Origin of the sequence: Urinicoccus massiliensis, from assembly GCF_900120405.1 — a bacterium.
Lineage (GTDB): Bacteria > Bacillota > Clostridia > Tissierellales > Peptoniphilaceae > Urinicoccus > Urinicoccus massiliensis.
In genome coordinates this window covers 501194-521235 of sequence record NZ_LT635493.1, presented here as the reverse complement: position 1 = coordinate 521235, position 20042 = coordinate 501194, and the positions used below count along the sequence as shown (strand labels likewise).

Here is a 20042-nt window from a genome sequence, read left to right as displayed (position 1 = left end):
GCCTTTTTTATAAGCTAGAGAGGAGACCTATGAATACCCTAAAAGAAATTTTGAAATGGTTGGTGGGTTTTTTTATCCTAAGCCTGGTCTTTTTCATCCTGGTGCGGATGATTCCGGGAAATCCCGTAGACAGGCTTTTGGATTGCTACCAACTGCCCAGGACTGAGGCCAATGTGGCTTTTTTGAAAAAGAGCTTTGGTTTGGACAAGCCCCTTTTGGAACAATACCGCTATTGGATTAGCCACTTTGTCCAAGGAGACTGGGGCCGCAGCTATGTGACCGGAAGGGAAGTCAGGGCAGAATTATTTAAACGGATGCCCCTGTCCCTATCCATTGGCCTGGGCGGGGTTTGCCTAGGCGGGGTCCTGGCCTTTTTCCTAGGCTACCTGGCAGCCTGCCGGCCCCGGGGATTTTGGGACAAGTTCACCCGTTTTTTAACGGTTTTTGTCCAATCAGTTCCCACCTTTATGCTGGCTGTATTTGTCATCTACCTATTAAGTGTCAAATACCAAATCGTCAAGGTTTACAGCAATTATTACCTGTCGATTTTTCTGGCCATGCTCTTTGTGGCCCTGCAAACCACCGGGGACCTTTGTCGCTTGATGCGGAGTCATTTTTTGGAAATCAAAAAGACCCCCTATATTTACTTTTCCCGCTGCCGGGGCTTTCGGACAGAGGGACTCCTCCTAAGAGACGGGGCAAGGCCCGCCTGTATTGCTCTTTTGTCCTCCATTGTCAGCCGGTTTTCCTGGGTCATTGGCGGGACCTCCGTGGTGGAATTTCTCTTTGCCCTGCCGGGGGTTTCCCTCTTTTTAATCCAGTCCACTGCCGCCAAGGACTACAACATCATCCAATCCTACCTCCTCTTTATCTTCCTATGGATGGCCCTGGTCCACTTGATTTTTAACGGGATTATCTATCTCTTGAAGGGGGGCTTAAGATGAAAAAGAAAATAATCTTTATGGCCCTGGTTTTGGCAGTTTTCTTCTACTATGTAAGCCAGCACTCCCTGGACCTGGTTCCGGTGGATTTAGCCCACCGGATGGCCCCCATGTCCAGCCAGCACCCACTGGGGACAGACCCCCTGGGCCGGGACATGCTGGACCTTCTCCTTATGGGCTTTGTCAGAACCTGCTTGGTAATTTTCATTGCCGGGGGTATCAGTTTAAGTGTGGGTCTCTTGGCCGGACTTTTAGCCGGCTACTACAAGGGAAATATTGCCCTGGTCCTCCACTTTATTACAGACTTTCTCCTAATCTGCCCAACCTTTATTGTCGCCCTTTTGGTGACGGCCCTTTTCGGCCTCAGTCCTGTCAGTGCAGGCCTGTCCCTGGGCCTTTGTCAAATGGGCCACTTTGCCAACCACAGTGAGGAAATGACCGAGTCCATCCTCCAAAGAGAGTACATTAAAATTTTGCCGATTTTAGGCTATCCCAACTGGCTTATTTTGCTGAAACACATCCTGCCAGATGTCCTGCCCATGGCCCTGCCTTTTTTTGGCAGCATGGCCAGCTCCAACATCCTGGCCTATGCCTCCCTGGCCTTTATCGGCCTAGGCAGCGACATTACAAAACCGGATTGGGGAACCATGCTCTACCAATACCGGGTCTACATGATCGAGTCCCCCCAATTGATTTTGTGGCCCAGTCTAGGCATCTTCTTCTTTGCCCTGATTTTCCATCTTGTATTTGACACAAGGAGGTTAGAAGACCAATGATTGAAGTGAAAAACCTATCCCTAGAAATCCAAAAGGCCCCCATCCTAAGAGGGGTCAACTTCACCATAGAAGACCATGAAATTTTAGGCATCGTAGGCCCTTCCGGCAGCGGAAAGTCCATGACCATCAAGTCCCTCATGGGACTTTTGCCCGAAGGCAGCCAAGTCAGCGGCCAGGTCTATGATGGAAAAAAAGAAGTGGACATTGGCAACTTTAAACCCTTTGAGTCAGACACGAGATTTTGCATCCTGCCACAAGACTCCATGAACGGTCTCAACCCCTATGAAAAACTGGGCAAGCAAATGATCAAGTGCCGGAAGATGTATGGCCTAAGCCAGGACAAGGCCAGCGTCCAGGAACTTTTTTTAGAATTGGGCCTGCCGGGAGACGAGGAATTTTTAAACCGCTATCCCTCCTCCCTGTCCGGAGGGATGCGGCAAAGAGTGGCCATTGCCCTTTGCCTGGCCATGGAGCCCAAGGTCCTTATTGCTGATGAACCCACCACCAGCCTGGACCCCATTAACCAGCTCAAGTTTTTAGACCACCTAAGAGATGTCCACAAGAACCACGGCACCACCCTTATTGTCATTAGCCACAACATTGCCCTGGTGTCCTATATTGCCAATCGAATCCTGGTCCTATCCCAAGGCCAAGTCGTGGAAGAGGGAGACAGTCGGGCCATCTTAGACCATCCCCAGGCCCCAGCAAGTAAGGAAATCGTCTATGGGGCTAGAGAATTATATGGAGGTCTGGAATGAGTATACTAGAAGGAAAAAATATCGAAAAAAGCTACAAGGACCGGACCTTTTTAAAGACCAGCCACCACCAGGTCTTAAAAGACATCCACCTGGAATTAGAAGAAGGAGAAATCCTGGCCCTGGTGGGAGAATCCGGGTCAGGCAAGTCCACCCTGGCCAATATCTTGGGATTTTTAATTGACCCAGACCAGGGAGAAGTTATCTACAAGGGCCGGAGTCTGAAAAGACCCCTGGACCGTCAAGACCGTCTGGACATCCAAATGGTCTTCCAAGACCCCTTTATGACCCTCCATCCCAGAAAAACTGTAGGCCAAAGCCTTTACGAACCCCTAAGACTCCACAAGATTGTCCAGGAAGAAGACATCAAGGACTACCTGGCCGGACTCCTGAACCAATGTGGCCTTAGCCTGGACCACCTAGACAGGTATCCCAGGGCCCTATCTGGTGGCCAACTCCAAAGATTGAATATCGTCCGGGCCTTGAGCCTTAAACCCAAAATCCTCATTGCCGATGAAATTATCACCGCCCTGGACACCCCCATCGCCCTGGAAATCATCCAGCTCCTAAAAGAAATCCGGGACCGGGAAAAAATCAGCATCCTCTTTATTTCCCATGACCTGGCCTCAGTCCGTAGGATTGCCGACCACATCCTGGTTATGAAAGATGGGGAGATTTTAGAAAGAGGACAGACCCAAGAAATCTTCCAGGCTCCAAAAAATGCCTATACCAAAAAACTCCTGGCCAGCATCCCCAGACTCCCCTAGAATAAGTTTGCAGATTCCCCAAGAGAAGCTTACAATAGAAGGAGGAAAGTTTTAGGAGGTTGCCGGTGAAAAAATTAGCCCACTTATTTTTTATCTTCTTTAAAATTGGAGCCTTTACCATTGGGGGAGGCTATGCCATGTTGCCCATTATCCAGGACCAGGTCGTCAACAAGTACCACTGGATGAGCGACGAAGAATTTTTAAATTCCATTGCCCTGACCAACTCCATTCCGGGGCCCCTGGCAACCAATACAGCCACCTTTGTGGGCTACCACATCCTGGGATTTAGGGGAGCCCTGGCCGCCATGCTGGGAGCCATCAGCCCCTCCATCCTGATTATCCTTGTAATAGCCAGTGCCTTTGAGCACTTTTCCGATTCAGTCATAGCCCAGGCCGTCTTTGAAGGCATCCGACCCGCCGTAGTGGCCCTGATCCTCTATTCGGTTTTTAAATTGGGCAAGTCCGTCAAGCTAAGAGAAAAGTGCAACTGGCTTTTAATGGTTTTAGCCTTTGCAGGCATTAGCTTTTTTCATGTCCACCCCATCTTTATCATCCTAGCTGGGGCCCTGTTTGGAATTTTTTTAAGAGAAAAGCTATAAGACCTGGAAGATTGAATTGGGAGGAGACATGCGTTCATTTTTTCACCTGATGGTGACCTTTATTAAAATTGGAGCCTTTTCCTTTGGGGGAGGTTATGCCGTTTTGGCCCTGATCCAAAAAGAAGTGGTGGAAGTAAACCAGTGGATTGAGGCCAAGGAATTCGTCAATATTGTGGCTGTGGCAGAAATGACCCCGGGGCCCATTGCCGTCAATTCATCTACCTATGTGGGCTTTAAGGTCTATGGCCCGGGCATGGGGATTCTTTTAACCCTTTGTGTGGTCTTGATCCCCTTTATCCTGGCCCTTTTAGTTTCCCATTACTTCCAAAAATTTAGGGACAACCAGGAGCTGAACCTGGCCCTGGCTGGAATCCGGCCAGTCGTCATTGGAATTATTGCCGCCGCCTGCTTCTCCATTGGGAAAATTTCCATTGTAGACATCCACCACCTGGTCTTTTTCCTCCTGGCCCTTTTTGCCGTGGTGAAATTAAAGATCCACCCCATCCTGGTCCTGGTGGGAGCAGGAGTTTTGGGGGCCATATACTATCTCTATTTGCTTCCTCTTTTTTAAGTTGAGGATAAATCAAAAGGTCCATCCGAAAGGGCAACTCAATAAGGGATTTTTTATCCTTTGAAAAATTCGGCATAGTTGATTGTAATATCGTGATATGTACCCTCTTTACTGGACATCCAGTAAGGAGGGTATTTTTATGAAATATAGTTATGACTTCAAAAAAGAATGTGTGTAGTTGTACAGAGAGGGTAAGTGGCCTGATACACCTGAAGGGATTAAAGAAGAAAACTTTCATAAATTAGTTCGGAAATGGTTTAAGTTAGAAGAACTCCATGGCCCAGAAATTTTAAAACATGGAAACAATATCAATTGGACCCCCGATGAGAAACTAGAAATGCTATCTAAAGTACTCGCCGGGAACTCAATAAAGTCGACTGCAATCGAAAATGGAATCAACGAGGGACATGGGTTAACAAGTATAAAAATTATGGATATAATGGTCTTGTGAATAAAGAGAAAGAAATACAAGCATGAAAAAGACAAATATCCATAAACCAAAAGAACTGAATGAATCTGAAAGAGAAGAACTCATAAGACTTAGAGCGGAAAATGAATATATAAAGGCAGAAAACGAAATAATAAAAAAAGAGATCGCCTTGAGAGAAGAATGTTACGCTACGCAACTCAAGGCGAAAAAGCAAAGCTGGAAAGTGAGATGGATGTCTGTGTCAAGATGATCGAAGACCTTATCCGCCAAAATGCTGCCATCCCGCAAGACCAGAGCGAGTACCAAGCAAAGTACGAAGATCTGGAATGCTTCTACGATGAAAAACAGGCGGCCTTAGCGAAGGTCGAAGTAAAATTCAAAAAGATGCAGGCAACCAAAGCCGATATCAAGTTCTGCCTGAATCAGCTACAAAAACAAGACAGGCTTCTGCAAACATTCGACGCACAGAGCTTATGTGCCCTCGTAAATCATATCACGACATTCAGCAAAGAAGATATCCGCATAACCTTCAGAAATGACTCAGAAATCAAGGCACTATAAAATGTCCGAATGGAGCTTTTTATTTTAACTGGGGTTGAATGAAATGCCCTTAAAGAGGTTTAATCAAATGTGCTAAGTTAGCTTATTTTAACTCAATGGAGGTTAATTGTATGAAAAAATCATCTGGAATTAAAGCAAAAGATTTGATCACTACAGGTGTTTTTACTGCCATTATGTTTGCTCTTTGCATGGCAGTGGCAATGCTGGGTTACATGCCAATATTTATTCCGCTTTTAGGCATCATCGTGCCGCTTATTGACGGTATTCCGTATGTGTTGTTTGTGAGCAAAACGAAAAAGTTTGGGCTTATAACCATTATGGGATTTTTGCTTGGACTACTAATCGGGGTCATGGGAATGGGCGTATATGCACCCTTCACCGGACTTATCGCGGGCCTTTTAGCGGATTTGTTATTAAAATCCTCGGATTATTCCAGTGCAAAAAAAGTAATTCTCAGCAAAGGTATTTTTTCAATATGGCTGATCGGAAACTATATTCCTATTGTTATTAGCCGTGATGCTTATTATCAAAATTTAGCACAAGGCGGTTACGGAAAGGCCTATGCGGATGCACTGATGAAACTTATTCCGGACTGGAGTTTGATCCCATTACTTGTAGGCATGTTTATCGCGGGCATCCTTGGTGCCTTGATTGGACGTTCCCTTCTAAAAAAGCAGTTCGAACGCGCCGGGATTGTCTAATTCATCATGCAACCTATTCAAACACGATCAAAAAAAGAATTTCTTGATCCTCGAACAAAGATACTTCTTGTCTTTACCATCGCTGCTGTCGTTGTGGGAGGAGGACATGGATATTGGCTGGTTCCGATTCGAATACTCCTTATATCTGTTCCCTTTATACTGTTTCTTACTGAAAGCAAGTGGAAATATGCCGCCATATATGCCATTTTATTCATAGCGGCCTATGTAGGGCAGATATATCTTTTGCCGCTCGTTACCGGATTTTTAGGTTTTCTGTTGGTGGCTTTTTGCGGTATTTTTGTTCGCATGATGCCGGGGCTTGCCATGGGCACCTATTTGCTCAGCTCAACGAAAATCAGCGAGTTTATGGCAGCAATGGAACGCATGCATGTTCCTGCCCAGATTACGATTCCACTTTCCGTTGTTTTTCGCTTTTTTCCTACCATCTTGGAAGAGTATCACGCCATAGCCGATGCAATGAAAATGAGAGGCATCTCTTTAGGTGGTTCAAAACCGTGGAAAACTGTGGAATATCGTCTGGTTCCGCTGATGGTGTCCTGCGTAAAAATTGGTGACGAACTTTCCGCATCTGCTTTAACACGTGGCTTAGGCGCGCCGATTAGGCGCACCAATGTCTGTAAAATTGGATTCCATTTGCAGGATATACTCTTTCTGATGCTTTGCCTGGTTAGCTTGTGTGTACTTATCTTTTATAAGATCGGAGGTTCGTCATGATAGAAATAAGAAATTTTTCTTTTTCCTATACATCCTCTGACCAAAGTACACTTAAAAATATCAATCTGAGAATCCCTGACGGGCAATGCGTTCTTTTAACGGGAATGTCCGGATGTGGTAAGACGACCATAATACGAGTTTTAAATGGACTTATTCCTCATTACTATGAAGGGAAAAGTTTGGGAAGTGTATCTATTTTTGGTAAAAGTCCACAAACGCTTGCTCTGTATGAACTCGCACCGATTGTTGGCTGCGTGTTTCAAAATCCCCGCAGCCAGTTTTTTAATGTAGATACGGATAGTGAACTGGTTTTTGCCTGTGAAAATTTAGGTATGTCAAAAGAAGATATTCGATTGCGCTTTAACAAAATCGTATCCTCTTTGCATATTGAGAGATTGATGGGAAAGAGTTTGTTTCATCTTTCTTCCGGAGAAAAACAAAAAATTGCTTGTGCCTCTGTGGCTGTGCTTTCTCCTAATCTTGTTCTTATGGATGAGCCAAGTGCTAATCTTGATTTTTCCGCTATCGCAAATTTGCAAGGGATGATACAATTTTGGAAAGATGAGGGAAAAACAATCGTTATTGCCGAGCATCGCATCCATTATTTAAAAAATTTAGTGGATCGTGTGATATTGCTTGATGCCGGCGAGATAATCGGAGACTATCAAGGCGTTAACTTTTTCGAGTTACCGAGTTCATTTTATGAAACGCATGGGATACGTATTCCGGACATAAAACAGCTTTCATTTGGAGCTTCCAATCCATTATCGCCGACGAAAGATTTTTTAGAGCTTTACGATGTGAATTTTTCCTACCATAATACGCAAAGCGTATTGAATATTCCGAAGTTTCAACTTCCTCTGGGAAGGGCAACAGCTCTCATAGGTTCAAACGGTGCCGGCAAGTCCACTTTTGCCAAACTTATTTGCGGACTGGTGAAAAAAGATAAAAGCAAACTAATCTATAAAAACAAGACTTTTCCACCTAAAAAAAGACGTGATCTGACCTATCTTGTGCAACAGGAAGTGAATCATCAGTTGTTTACAGAAACGGTTATGGAAGAGCTTTTGATTTCTCAGGAAGAAGAAAATCATTCTGAAGCCGAGGCAATACTCCAAGAACTCCATCTGGATGGCTTTAAAGATGAACATCCCATGTCTCTTTCAGGAGGGCAAAAACAGCGTGTTGCAGTAGCCTCCGCTCTGATGAGCAATCGAGATGTTTTAATCTTTGATGAGCCGACCAGTGGTCTTGATTTGGAAAACATGCAGCGTTTTGCACAAATTATAAAGAGAATAATTCTTTTAGGAAAAACATGCTTAATTATTACTCATGATCCGGAGTTTATCGCTCTTGCCTGTCAGCATATTGTTGAAATGAAAGATGGGCAGATTAAGGAGCAATATGATTTGAACCAGACGACAGTACAGAAATTGCAGAATTTTTTTAGAGAGGAGGGTTCATGGCAATGAACGCCTTAGGCAATATGGGAAATAATATCAAAATGCAGAAACAAGAAGATGGCAGCTCTATCTTTTTTTTGCATGATGAAACCGGCTCCGGGACGATGACTTGCTACGCCCTTTTCGAAGGCGTCTTTGTACTTTTTAATGACTTTCATCTCAAAACTTGTTACTCAGCTTTCAAGCCACATCAATCGATGTTCACCATTGATTACTGTAAAGAAGGAAGAATAGAAAATAGCATTCATCCGAAAAAGTACACTTATATCAGTGCTGGTGATTTGCAGATGGAAGTACGCACCCAGCATTACGGAGAGTTTTACTTTCCACTTAAACACTATCACGGAATCACAATCAGCATTCTCTTTCCGCAGGGTTCTGAAACGATACGGACATTATTAAACGGATTTCCGGTTGATGTGGAAAATTTGAAAAACAAATTCTGTAGAACATCAAAAGGCTATGAAACCTTTATTATGCGTTCCAATCCACAAACGAACCATATCTTAGCCGAAATTTATCAAATTCCTGAAAAAGATAGAGTTCCTTATCTGAAAATTAAGGTATTAGAACTTCTTCTTTACTTGAATGGTATGGATATTTCTTTGGCAAAACAACAAAACGACTTTTTAAATTTCGCCCAAGTAACTAAGATCAAATCTTTGGAAAAAAGATTGACTTCACATCTTGACCGATTTTATACGTTAACCGAATGTTCGAGTTTCATTGATATGCCACTCACAGCTATGAAAAAAGCGTTCAAAATTATTTATGGAAAATCGATTTATGCCTATATGAAAGAGTATCGCGTTAATGCAGCGGCTTTGCTCTTACAAGATTCATCGAAGAGTATACTTGAAATTGCGAATGATTTAGGCTACCAAAATCCATCCAAGTTTTCAGCTGCCTTCAAGTCCCTTCGTGGATTAACGCCACGAGACTATAGAAAAACTCTTGTCTGAACGGGGCTGTTTTCCCATTAGAGGGTGGAACGGACCACACCTTATTTCATAAACTGTTTTAGAGAATACGTTGAATTCTCTTCGACCAAAACAGTTTAGAAATGAGGTGTTTTTATTTTGAAAAGCAAAAAAAGAATATTGCCGATTGTTCTGTCTTTTGCAGACAGTGCGAAATCACAGTTTATACTATCTATTCTATTTGCCGTGCTAAGCGTTTTCTGTGGTTTTTTGCCTTATTTTGGGATCTATCAAGTCCTTCTTGTATTTTTTTCAAAAGTACAAGATAGCAGTCAAATTTCTGTGCATTCACTTGTCCCTTGGTTCCTTTTGTGCGTCGCAGGATATGGCCTTAAAGTCATGTTTCACACAATCTCAACGAATCGGTCTCATCATGCCGCCTACCATATTCTTAAAAATATACGAAGCCGACTGACCGATAAATTAATGCGATTGCCGCTTGGAACTGTAACAGGAAAAACCGCCGGTGAACTCAAGAGCATTATTGTTGACCGTGTAGAAACGATTGAATTACCTTTGGCACACTTGATACCGGAAGGCTTATCGAATCTGATTTTTCCTGTTATCGTATTTATTTTCATGCTGGTATGGAATTGGAAAGTCGCATTGGCATCTGTTGCCTGCATTCCTTTTGGCGTGCTTGCCTATGCGATCGTCATGAAGACATTTAACAGCAAATATGACAGCTATATGAAAGCTTCTAAAAAAGTGGACAGTGTGATTGTGGAATATGTGGAAGGCATTGAGGTTGTCAAGGCTTTTAATCAATCCAGTAAATCCTATAAAAAATATACGAATGCGATCACGTCCTTTAAAGATTTTACTTTAGATTGGTTTCGCTCCACTTGGCCTCTGATGAATTTTGCAGCGGCGATACTGCCGAGCACACTATTAGGCATTCTTCCGGCAGGTATCTTGCTTTATGCTACAGGAAATCTAACACCTGCTGAACTAACGCTTACCATCATCCTTTCCTTAAGTCTGGTAGGCCCCGTTTCATACTTTACGACAGCTGTCAACAGCTATAAATCCATTGAATACGCTCTGCTGGATGTTCAGAAAATCTTAGACTTGCAAGAGCTTCCGGAAGAAAAAGAGTCGAAAGAACTGTCCGGTTATGACATTTCATATAAGGATGTCACATTTTCTTATGAAGAGGCTCAAGCACCTGTCGTTAAAGATTTTTCTTTAGAAATACCCGAGGAATCTTTCGTAGCTTTGGTAGGTCCTTCCGGCGGAGGAAAATCTACCTTATCTCGATTGCTTTTGCGTTTTTGGGATGTGAATCAGGGATGTATTTGTATCGGAGGAAAGGATATACGCTCTTTGCCACTTGGACAGCTCTCAGGACTCATCAGCTATGTTTCTCAGGATAATTTTCTTTTCAATATGTCCCTTTTTGAAAATATCCGCGTAGGCAATCCGGCCGCAACAAAAGAAGAGGTGTTTCAGGCTGCTCATATGGCACAATGCGAAGAGTTTATTTCACGTTTAGAACAAGGTTGGGACACGCCGGCTGGAGAAGCGGGGGATAAACTATCGGGCGGTGAAAAACAGCGTATAGCAATTGCCAGGGCAATACTAAAAGATGCCCCTATCGTTGTTTTGGATGAAGCAACCGCATTTACTGATCCGGAAAATGAACTTCAACTCCAAAAATCAATTAATGAACTAACGCGTGGCAAGACGCTGTTAGTGATTGCCCATAGGCTTTCTACAATAAAAAATGCCGACAAAATCGTTGTTTTGCAGGAAGGCACAAAAGTGGCGGAAGGAACGCAGAATGAACTTCTGAAGGCTTGTTCCCTTTACCGCTCCATGTGGGAAGCACATGTTGGTGCCAAAGTATGGGCGGCATCCAATCAAGAGAAAGGAGTGGATAAATAAATGTTTACCATGATCAAACGTATCGTTGATTGGACAGGTTCTTATAAAAAAAGATTTTACTGGGGCATCGTCTGGTCGTTATTAGAGAATTTCTTTATTGCTTTTCCCTTGATGGGAGCGGCTTATGTTCTGAACCTTATGCTGCAGGATACGGCAGGGCTCAGGAGTTTGCACACAAAGGAAGCTTTATGGGCGCTTTTGTTTATGGTTTTCTGTGTTTTAGGTCGTTTTTTCTTCTCCTATCTGCGGGCTGTTTTTCAAGAAAGCATTGCTTATGAAAAAACAGCCGAGGAGCGCATCGAGATAGGCGATATATTAAAGCGAGTTTCCCTTGGATTTTTTGACCGTCACAAGACCGGTGAAATTGCGGGAGCAGTTACAACCGACTTATCTGCTTTGGAATTGTATGCCATGAAGATGACGGATACGGTTATCGGAGCTTATTTGCAGACTCTTGCCATGATTCTATGCATCCTTTTTTTCTCGTGGAAAGTGGCAACTGTTGCTTTAGTAGGTGTATTATGCTCTGCATTTTTCCAGCGCCGACTGGTGAAAGATAGCCGGGCAAACACAGCGGTGCGCCAGAAAGCCAATGATAGCATGATTAACGCGACACTCCAATTTATCCGTGGAATAACGGTTATTAAATCGTATGGGAGAACAGGAAGCGCCGTTGCGGAACTACAAAAATCTTTTTCCGATCAACGTGACATCAACATCAAAATAGAAAATGCTTACATGTGGACGAACGGTCTTTATCAGTTAAGCCTAAAATTGACCTCCGTAGCAATCGCTTTTATGGTATGCCTTCAAACCATTCACGGTGAAATTTCTCTGCCTATCATGCTCATGGTAGTGATCTTTTCATTTGTTATGTTTGCTCGTTTGGAAACAGTAACCGATGCTGCTCACACCTTGGAAATGATGCGAGCAGCACTGGACAAACTTCAAACAATTAAGACGGCAAACTATATCGACGAAGATTCAAAAGACATTGTTTTAAACAATTTTGACATTTCTTATCAGAACGTATCTTTCGCTTATGATCACAAAAATGCTATCGAGAATGTGAGCTTTTCTCTTCCCGAAAATTCAACTTTAGCCATCGTGGGACCCTCCGGTTCCGGTAAAACAACGCTCTGTAATTTGCTTGCCAGATTCTATGATGTCAATCATGGGTCTATTTCTATCGATGGACATGATATCAGGGAAATGACTTGTGATACTCTGCTGCAATATATTTCGATCGTTTTTCAGCATGTATATCTGTTTCATGACACGATATTAAACAACATTCGTTTCGGCAGACCGGAAGCCAGCATCGAGGAGATTAAAGAAGCTGCCAAAAAGGCGGCTTGTCATGAATTTATTGAGAATTTACCAAACGGCTATAACACGATGCTTGGCGAAGGCGGATCGACACTTTCAGGAGGAGAAAAACAACGCTTATCCATTGCTCGTGCCATACTAAAAGATGCACCTATCGTTATATTAGATGAAGCAACTGCCAGTGTTGATCCTGAAAATGAGCATTTAATTCAACAAGCCATATCCGCCTTGGTCAAAGGAAAAACATTGATCGTTATTGCCCACAGGCTAAACACAATACAGTTCGCTGACAATATTTTAGTTATAGACCAAGGAAAGCTGGTACAGCAGGGAACGCATGAACAGTTAATAGAAGAAGAAGGAATATATAAAGATTTCCAGAAAATACTCAATAAGACAAGTAACTGGCAATTCAGTTGAACAAATTTATTTTAATTTAGCAACTCCAATTATTATGAAAAAGGGACTGACTGCAAGCTCATGTTTGCAGTCAGTCCCTTTTGTTTTAGGGTTAGCGCATTAGTTTTCGTACCCCTGAGTATGAGTTCCGTACCCTAAGCGGCTGTGCCGTTAAAATGTATCAAATATGTTGTTTTGTTCTCCAGGAACTTTTTTTCACCTGCTTGTGGGTTTAATACTTCCACCATATATTTAACAACACTGGAAGGGGTGTAGAATGTTCCGCCGTCCATTTTAGGGTTTTCATCTTCCATGGCTTCCATGGCTTCTTTTACAAGGGTCGCCTTGTTGGCATCATCGGGGGCATCGTTGAGGAAGTCGTAATAAGCACACTCAGGAAGATAGAAGCCGTATTTCTCGATGGTATTCTTCCTCTATGGCTTTCTTATGTTGTTTGTATAAAATATCTGAATAGCGCAGGAAGATAAGTCCCAAAATGGGCTGACCGTATTTATTGGCAGCTAAATGGGCACTTGCACGAAGAATATCGGCAGAGTGCCAGAGGGTATCTTTTAATTCTTTCAGTTCATTGTCCGTCATGGGAATCTTGCTCCTTTATTTCTATAGTTTATAGTCCAGCCAAGCTTCTTCTATAGTTTCATAAGGAAGTTTACGCTCTAAGCAAAAGCCATAAATGCTTTTCATTGCTTTTAAGTTGGGTTTGGAACGTCCAGCTTCCCAACGGTTCACAGTGGAAAATGCCACGCCGATTTTCTTTGCAAAGTCCTGCTGTGTAAGGAATGAGCGTTGTCTAATTCTTTTTATTTCTTCAGGAAAATTCATTTGCATCTCCTTTTTATTTTGATTCTTTAACTTCCCTGGGGAAGTAGCGAGTCCAAGGAATGCAAAAAGGGCACAGGGGATGGTTCCGCCTATGCCGCTATTTTCAGGATATAAATCTCTTCTAGGACTTGCCTTCAAGGATGGACCTTTTTATTGCATCTTAATAGAAAATTTGGATCCGGTTAAAGGGGTAGTCTTTTTCCTTGGCCGGGGGTTGTTCTACAATGCCGCCAAAGGGCATTTGGGCCACCAGCTTGTAGGAGTCGGGGACCTGGAAGAGTTTTTTAATGTCCCGGTCAATGAGGGGGTTGTAGTGTTGGATATTGGCACCTACGCCGAGTTCGGCCAGGGCGGTCCAAACATTGATTTGCAGCATGCCACTGGCTTGTTGGGCCCAGTCGTCCATGTTGTGGGCATAGACGGGGTAGTCTTTTTTCATCTGGTCTACAATGTCTTGGTCGATGAAGTAGAGGATGGTGCCGGCTCCGGCCTTGAAGCTGTCGATTTTATCTCTGGCGACCTTGCCGTTAAAAGAGGCATAGACTTGGTCCCAAACTTGGTCATGGCTTTGGCCAAAGGCTAAAAGGACCTTGGAGCTTTTCATATTAAAGGCATCGGGGACCAGTTCTAAAAGGTCTTCCAGGAGGTAGATGACCTGGTCTTGGGACAGGGGAAGGTCTTTGTTGAGCTGGTAAAAACTGCGACGGGTTTGTAGGGATTCGGGAATCATAGGATCTCCTTTCTTTTTATAAGCTAATGAATTTTTAGTCTTGAAGCTAATGAATTTTTACTCTTGCAAGTAGTCGTCTAGCATGGCTTGGAAGGCTTGTTCATCTTGGGGAAGGTCGGCGACAAAGGCCGGGTCCAGGGCGGCAAAGTACCATTGCTGGCAGCCTTCTTTTTCCAGGACAATGGCCTCTCCATCTTCGGACCCTTGGAGGGAGCGGGAGACTTGAAAACCCCGGTCTTCTAGGGCAGACTTAACTCTTTGGTAGGCGGCTTCCCGGTCCCGGATATAGGCTTGGACTTCTCCTGCTGGGATGGCGTAGTTTTCAATAACCAGGTAGCCATCGCCATAGCCTTGGCCTTCCTGGCTTAAATCTCTTAAAGGCTGGCCTTGGATGTAGATGTCATCTTCCAGGGGAAATTCAAACCGGCTCAAGGGAATCTTGTGGCCGTGGAAGTGGATTTCTCCATAGTCTGGCAGGTCTTTTTTATGGATAAAGTAGTCTCCCTCTATATTTTCCAAGGGACAGACTTCTTCAATGGCCCGGATAAGACCTTCCAGCTGGGCCTGGTCTTCCAAGAGGCCGATTTCTTTTTGGACATTATCTTGTATGAAATAAACAGAAAACATTCTTTTCACCTCCTTATAGTTTTACCCCATTTTGGCCAAAGATACCATAGAAAATCCAAGAAAGTTATGGTAGGATAAATGAAGAAGAAGGGGAGGGTATCATGGTTTTTTCAAGTTCAATTTTTTTATTTTATTTTTTACCCCTGGTTTGCCTGGTCTATTTTTCCCTGAAAAAACTGCCTGTAAGAAACCTGGTCCTGGTCTTGGCCAGCCTGTTTTTTTACTTTGCCGGAGCGGGGGTCCACCTCTGGGTCATGGTCTATTCCATCTTGATGAACTATGGTCTGGCCCTGGCCATCCACCGGGAAGCTAGGCCCAGGACCAGAAAATTTTACCTGGTGGTTTGTATCCTTTTAAACCTCCTGCCCCTATTTTACTTTAAATACTATAATTTCACCCTGGCCAATCTCAACAGCCTCTTTGCCTGGAAGATTCCCGCCAGGGACATTTTGATGCCCATTGGGATTTCCTTTTTTACCTTCCAGGCCATGTCTTATACCATTGACATCTACCGCCGGGAGGCTCCAGTTCAGAAAAATCCCCTCAATGTGGCCCTTTACATCAGCTTGTTTCCCCAACTCATTGCAGGGCCCATTGTCCGCTACGAGACGGTGGCCTTGGAGATCAAGAACCGGACCCATTCTTGGGAGGATGCCTACTATGGCCTTATGCGGTTTATGCTGGGTTTTTCCAAGAAGATCCTTCTGGCCAACCAAATGGCCCTGGTGGCCAACTATTATTTTGACGACCTGGCCGGGAAGACGGACCCGGTGGGTTTTCTTTTGGCCATGGTTAGCTATAGTTTTCAAATCTACTATGACTTTTCCGGCTATTCCGACATGGCCATTGGCCTGGGTCGGATTTTCGGCTTCCACTTTTTAGAAAATTTCAACTTCCCCTATATCAGCCGGTCCATTACTGAATTTTGGCGGCGCTGGCACATCTCCCTATCCAGCTGGTTTCGGGACTATGTCTACATCCCCCTGGGTGGGAATAGGAGGGGGCTTTTAAGGCAAATTTTCAACCTTCTTGTGGTTTGGTTTTTAACGGGCCTCTGGCATGGGTCCTATTGGAATTATATTCTTTGGGGGCTCTACTATTTCCTCCTCTTGATGGTGGAAAAATTTTTCTTAAAGTCCTGGGGGCCCAAGGTCCTAAGCCACGTCTTAACCCTGGCTTTTATCTTTTTCGGCTGGGTCATCTTCCGTTGCGAGGACCTGACGGTTTTGGCCAACCTGGTCCGGTCCCTCTTGGGCCATTCCTATTTGGACGGGCAGGTGGCCTGGACCTGGAAGGGCCTTCTTGCTTCAACGGATGCCTATGTCCTAGTCAACTACGGCCTGACTTTTTGCCTGGCCATTCTTTTTTCCATGCCCTTGGAAAAATGGGCCCTGGCCCGGGCGGAAAGGAACCAAGCCTTTAGCCTTCTAGTGGGTCTTGGCCTCTTGGTCATCTTTCTTTTGGCCCTGGTTTACATGTTAACCGGGGGCTTTAACCCCTTTATCTATTTTCGCTTTTAGGAGGACCCATGAAGCTTATCAAAAAAGTGTTTATTCTTTTATCCCTGGGCCTCTGCCTGGCTTTTGGAATTTTTCTTCAAATAAGCCCCTACCATGGACCCTTGTTTTCTGAAAACCGGCCCACCATGGACAAGCCTAGGATGACCCTGGCGGGTCTGGGGTCCGGGGACTATTTTAACCAGGTCAATGACTACATCCAAGATGTCAACCCCTGGCGGCAAGACCTGATCCAGGTCAAGTCCGTCTTCCAGGGGAAAATTCTAAGAAGGCCTGTGGTCAACAATGTCTATTGGCGGGGGCCTGTCCAACTGCCCTACCTGGACGGGATGGACACAGACTCCCTGCGGCCGGACCTGTCTGCCCAAGACATGGCCCATTTTTACAAAAAACTCCAGGGGGACTGCCAAAAGTATGGGACCCAGTTTCTCTTTGTGGGGATTCCCAACCAGACAGATATTTTTTCCAAAAAATTTCCATCCTATATGGAAGATACCGGCTACCTGGCCCAGGGAGAGAAGGACTTAAAGGAGGCCTTGGACCAGGCCGGGGTGGATAGCTTATTTTTACGGGACCTCTTGGCCCAAGACCCGGCAGCCTATTATTTAAAAAGTGACCACCACTGTTCCAACCGGGGCTTACTTTTAGAGGCTCGGGAAATTTTAAAGAAGCTGTCCAGCCCCTATGGCCAAGGCGACATCCTAGAGGACTTTGAAGAAGTAAAAGACCCCCGGCCCTTTGTAGGGTCCAGGAGTCGCAAGATGCCCGGGCTGGGACCGAAAGAAAATTTTGCCTACTATCGTTATAAAAAGCCCTGGACCTACCAACTGGAAACTCCGGCAGGCCCTGGCCGGGTCTTGGAGCTAAATCCTGAAAAGGCCACAGTGGACTATGGTATCTACATGGGGGGAGACCAGGCCTATTCGGTTTTAAAGACAGACCGGCCGGGAGGGCTGAGGGTTTTGGTCTATGGCGACTCCTACACCAATGGCCTGGAAAGTACCCTGGCCCCCTATTTGAGCCAGATGACCAGCTTTGACTTCCGCTATGGCAAGAAGGAGGACTTTTTCAAGGAGCTGGAAAGTGGCCACTATGACTACTGCCTCTGTATCCGGGATAGCGGGATTTATTTAAAGGAGTCTCCCAATGGACGATTTTATTAAAAAAATTTTTAAGGGCAGGGGCTCCAAGGGGCTTTTCATGGGCTTTGGGGCCTGGTTAAATTTTCTAAGATTATTGACAAGCAGGGACTTTTTCTGTATTATAAAAGAAAACACCTTAATAGAGTTTTTTATATTGGTTCTTTGTCTGGAAAGAACCAATTTTTTGTTTTGCTAGGAGGGACTATGATCGAAAATTCATTACATGACTTTGCAAAGATGACATTTAACAAGCAAAAGATGAAGGAAAGGCTACCCTATCCCATCTACTTAAAGTGGAAAAATGCCATTCGTAACCAACAAGACCTGGACCGGGAAACGGCCGATGCCATTGCCCATGCCATGAAGACCTGGGCCACTGAAAATGGGGCTACCCACTACGCCCACTGGTTCTTCCCCTTAAATGGAGCCACGGCAAAAAAACACGAATCCTTTATGGACAGGACCGACGACCTGGAACCCATGATTCGTTTTTCAGGCAAGGAACTCATTAAGGGAGAGCCGGATGCATCCAGCTTCCCCAGCGGTGGTATGCGGTCCACTTTTGAAGCCCGGGGCTATACCTACTGGGACTGTACGGCCAATTCCTTTATTATTGACAACATCCTCTACATTCCGTCCATTTTTGTCTCCTACCGGGGGGAAAAGCTGGACAAGCGGGGACCCTTATTGGAGTCCATGAACCTGGTGGGCCACTATGGAGCCGAAATTGCCAACCTCTTTGCCCGGGACGAAAAAACCTACCGGGTCCGCCCCAAGGTTGGTTTGGAACAGGAATTTTTCCTGGTAGATGAAAAATTGGCCAAGAAAAGACCCGACATCATCAATTGTGACTGCACCCTCCTAGGAGCCGAACCTGCCAAGGGGCAAGACCTGGATGACCACTATTTCGGGTCCATCCCCAAGAGGGTTATGGATTTTTATGCCGACCTCAATACAGAACTCTATAAGTTGGGTGTCTATGCCAAGACGGAACACAATGAAGCGGCACCCTGCCAATTTGAAATTGCCGTCTTGTTTGAAAATTCCAATGTCACCATTGACAACAACCATCTCTGCATGAGCCTTTTACGGAAGATTGCCAAAAAGCACGGCTTAAAGTGCATCCTCCACGAAAAGCCCTTTAAGGGAGTCAACGGGTCCGGAAAGCACAACAACTATTCCCTGGCCACCAACTACGGCCTAAACTGCTTTGACCCGGGAGACAATCCACAAGAAAACCTCCTCTTCCTGGTCTTTTTAACAGCCATGATTGCTTCAGCAGACAAGTATGCAACCCTACTTCGGGTGGCCAGCTCCAGCCCCAGTAATGATGCTCGGCTTGGTGCTCAAGAAGCCCCTCCGGCTATTATCTCCATCTTCTTGGGAGAGGACCTGGAAGAAGTTTTAAGGTCCATTGAAGAAGGAGACTTTAAACCCAAGGTGGATGTAAGAGATATTAAGATCAACAACCTGGCCTATGTACCCCGGGACCTGTCTGACCGGAACCGGACCAGCCCCTTTGCCTTTACCGGCAACAAGTTTGAATTTAGAATGCTGGGGTCCTCCCTCAGTGCTGCCGATGTCAATATTGTTTTAAATACGGCCATGGCAGATACTTTGGAAGGCTATGTAGACCGGCTCAAGGGTTTGAAGGGTGAGGACTTAAAGAAAGAAACCTACCAATTAATTCGGGAAGAATTGAAAAACCACCAAAGAATTCTCTACAGCGGGGACAACTATTCCGATCAATGGAAGCAAGAAGCCCAAAGACGGGGACTGCCTTGCTATGGAACCTTCCATGAAGCCGTCAAGGCCCTGAAGGGGGACAAGAGCATCGAGCTTTTTGTCAAGCACAAGATTTTTACCAAGGAAGAGCTCTACGCCCTCTATGAAGTTTGCATGGAAGAAGTGGTCAAGGTCCACGGCCTGGAAGCCAGGACCCTCTTATCCATCCTGCAAAAAGACGTCATCCCCTCTGTAATTAAGGAAATCAACCTGGCCAGCCAAGCTGCAAAATTGGTTGAAAGTCAGGCCTTGACCAGCCATCTGGAAAAGCTAACAGCTGGTTTGGACCGGCTCTACCAAGAAAAAGAAGCCCTAAAGTCCAAGCTAGATACTTGCAAGAAGCTTGCCAGCATTGATGAAAAGGCAGATTATTTACAGGGAGAAGTTGTAGAAGAATTAAAGAAGATTCGCGAAATTTCCGATGGTTTGGAAGAAGAAATCAGTCGGGAAAATTGGTCTCTTCCAAGTTATGAAGACCTATTTAATTCCGTCATGTAAGGAGGA

General features: G+C 44.8%; 22 protein-coding genes. 17 read left to right on the top strand and 5 right to left on the bottom strand.

Annotated elements, in window-relative coordinates:
- Positions 1-29: 29 nt before the first annotated feature.
- The 14 genes from BQ7400_RS07135 to BQ7400_RS07070 all read left to right on the top strand — a co-directional run bounded on the left by BQ7400_RS07135 (position 30) and on the right by BQ7400_RS07070 (position 12915).
- A complete protein-coding gene (locus BQ7400_RS07135; RefSeq protein ID WP_072469949.1) occupies positions 30-944 on the top strand; it encodes an ABC transporter permease in 915 nt (304 codons plus the stop codon).
- A complete protein-coding gene (locus tag BQ7400_RS07130; protein WP_072469948.1) occupies positions 941-1717 on the top strand; it encodes an ABC transporter permease in 777 nt (258 codons plus the stop codon). Before BQ7400_RS07135 ends, BQ7400_RS07130 begins: the two co-directional genes overlap by 4 nt.
- Positions 1714-2475 (top strand): ATP-binding cassette domain-containing protein, encoded by a 762-nt coding sequence (locus BQ7400_RS07125; RefSeq protein WP_072469947.1) that lies wholly within the window; start codon positions 1714-1716, stop codon positions 2473-2475. The genes BQ7400_RS07130 and BQ7400_RS07125 overlap by 4 nt, the downstream gene beginning before the upstream one ends.
- A complete protein-coding gene (locus BQ7400_RS07120) occupies positions 2472-3239 on the top strand; it encodes an ABC transporter ATP-binding protein (protein ID WP_072469946.1) in 768 nt (255 codons plus the stop codon). Before BQ7400_RS07125 ends, BQ7400_RS07120 begins: the two co-directional genes overlap by 4 nt.
- 65 nt (positions 3240-3304) lie before the next feature.
- On the top strand, positions 3305-3838 hold the full coding sequence (locus tag BQ7400_RS07115) for a chromate transporter (RefSeq protein ID WP_072469945.1): 534 nt from the start codon (positions 3305-3307) through the stop codon (positions 3836-3838).
- 28 nt (positions 3839-3866) lie between these two features.
- Positions 3867-4409, top strand: coding sequence for a chromate transporter (locus BQ7400_RS07110; RefSeq protein ID WP_072469944.1), 543 nt, complete (start codon positions 3867-3869; stop codon positions 4407-4409).
- 178 nt (positions 4410-4587) lie between these two features.
- On the top strand, positions 4588-4860 hold the full coding sequence (locus BQ7400_RS10845) for a hypothetical protein (RefSeq protein ID WP_245759422.1): 273 nt from the start codon (positions 4588-4590) through the stop codon (positions 4858-4860).
- A gap of 159 nt (positions 4861-5019) precedes the next feature.
- On the top strand, positions 5020-5400 hold the full coding sequence (locus BQ7400_RS07100; protein WP_144019927.1) for a hypothetical protein: 381 nt from the start codon (positions 5020-5022) through the stop codon (positions 5398-5400).
- Between the two features lie 110 nt (positions 5401-5510).
- A complete protein-coding gene (locus BQ7400_RS07095; RefSeq protein ID WP_081944185.1) occupies positions 5511-6101 on the top strand; it encodes an MptD family putative ECF transporter S component in 591 nt (196 codons plus the stop codon).
- Positions 6102-6107: 6 nt separating this feature from the next.
- Entirely contained in the window at positions 6108-6836 is a 729-nt protein-coding gene (locus BQ7400_RS07090) for an energy-coupling factor transporter transmembrane component T (RefSeq protein ID WP_072469942.1), read from the top strand.
- Positions 6833-8308, top strand: coding sequence for an ABC transporter ATP-binding protein (locus tag BQ7400_RS07085; protein ID WP_072469941.1), 1476 nt, complete (start codon positions 6833-6835; stop codon positions 8306-8308). The genes BQ7400_RS07090 and BQ7400_RS07085 overlap by 4 nt, the downstream gene beginning before the upstream one ends.
- On the top strand, positions 8299-9261 hold the full coding sequence (locus tag BQ7400_RS07080) for a helix-turn-helix domain-containing protein (RefSeq protein ID WP_072469940.1): 963 nt from the start codon (positions 8299-8301) through the stop codon (positions 9259-9261). Before BQ7400_RS07085 ends, BQ7400_RS07080 begins: the two co-directional genes overlap by 10 nt.
- Before the next feature lie 117 nt (positions 9262-9378).
- Positions 9379-11166 carry an ABC transporter ATP-binding protein gene (locus BQ7400_RS07075; protein WP_072469939.1) on the top strand — a complete coding sequence of 596 codons (1788 nt, stop codon included), beginning with the start codon at positions 9379-9381 and terminating at the stop codon, positions 11164-11166.
- Positions 11167-12915: an ABC transporter ATP-binding protein gene (locus BQ7400_RS07070; protein ID WP_072469938.1), complete on the top strand. Its 1749-nt coding sequence runs from the start codon at positions 11167-11169 to the stop codon at positions 12913-12915. It begins immediately after the preceding gene.
- A gap of 134 nt (positions 12916-13049) precedes the next feature.
- Here the strand turns inward: BQ7400_RS07070 and BQ7400_RS10840 are convergent, their stop codons facing one another.
- From BQ7400_RS10840 to BQ7400_RS07050, 5 genes are all read right to left on the bottom strand, one after another.
- The gene (locus tag BQ7400_RS10840) at positions 13050-13208 is read right to left on the bottom strand and encodes an N-6 DNA methylase (RefSeq protein WP_245759421.1); all 159 of its coding nucleotides are present in this window, start codon (positions 13206-13208) and stop codon (positions 13050-13052) included.
- Between the two features lie 79 nt (positions 13209-13287).
- Positions 13288-13494, bottom strand: a complete 207-nt coding sequence (locus BQ7400_RS10835) for a type I restriction-modification system subunit M N-terminal domain-containing protein (protein ID WP_072469937.1) — start codon at positions 13492-13494, stop codon at positions 13288-13290.
- Positions 13495-13515: 21 nt separating this feature from the next.
- On the bottom strand, positions 13516-13875 hold the full coding sequence (locus BQ7400_RS10830; protein WP_245759420.1) for a helix-turn-helix domain-containing protein: 360 nt from the start codon (positions 13873-13875) through the stop codon (positions 13516-13518).
- A gap of 22 nt (positions 13876-13897) precedes the next feature.
- A complete protein-coding gene (locus tag BQ7400_RS07055) occupies positions 13898-14467 on the bottom strand; it encodes a nitroreductase family protein (protein WP_072469936.1) in 570 nt (189 codons plus the stop codon).
- Between the two features lie 57 nt (positions 14468-14524).
- On the bottom strand, positions 14525-15094 hold the full coding sequence (locus tag BQ7400_RS07050) for a hypothetical protein (RefSeq protein WP_072469935.1): 570 nt from the start codon (positions 15092-15094) through the stop codon (positions 14525-14527).
- 101 nt (positions 15095-15195) lie between these two features.
- On the opposite strand from BQ7400_RS07050, the gene BQ7400_RS07045 reads away from it, so the two are divergent.
- From BQ7400_RS07045 to BQ7400_RS07030, 3 genes are all read left to right on the top strand, one after another.
- Positions 15196-16614: an MBOAT family O-acyltransferase gene (locus tag BQ7400_RS07045; RefSeq protein WP_072469934.1), complete on the top strand. Its 1419-nt coding sequence runs from the start codon at positions 15196-15198 to the stop codon at positions 16612-16614.
- 8 nt (positions 16615-16622) lie between these two features.
- Positions 16623-17774 (top strand): alginate O-acetyltransferase AlgX-related protein, encoded by a 1152-nt coding sequence (locus BQ7400_RS07040; RefSeq protein WP_072469933.1) that lies wholly within the window; start codon positions 16623-16625, stop codon positions 17772-17774.
- 183 nt (positions 17775-17957) lie between these two features.
- The gene (locus BQ7400_RS07030) at positions 17958-20036 is read left to right on the top strand and encodes a glutamine synthetase III domain-containing protein (RefSeq protein WP_072469931.1); all 2079 of its coding nucleotides are present in this window, start codon (positions 17958-17960) and stop codon (positions 20034-20036) included.
- The last annotated feature ends 6 nt before the right edge of the window (positions 20037-20042 follow it).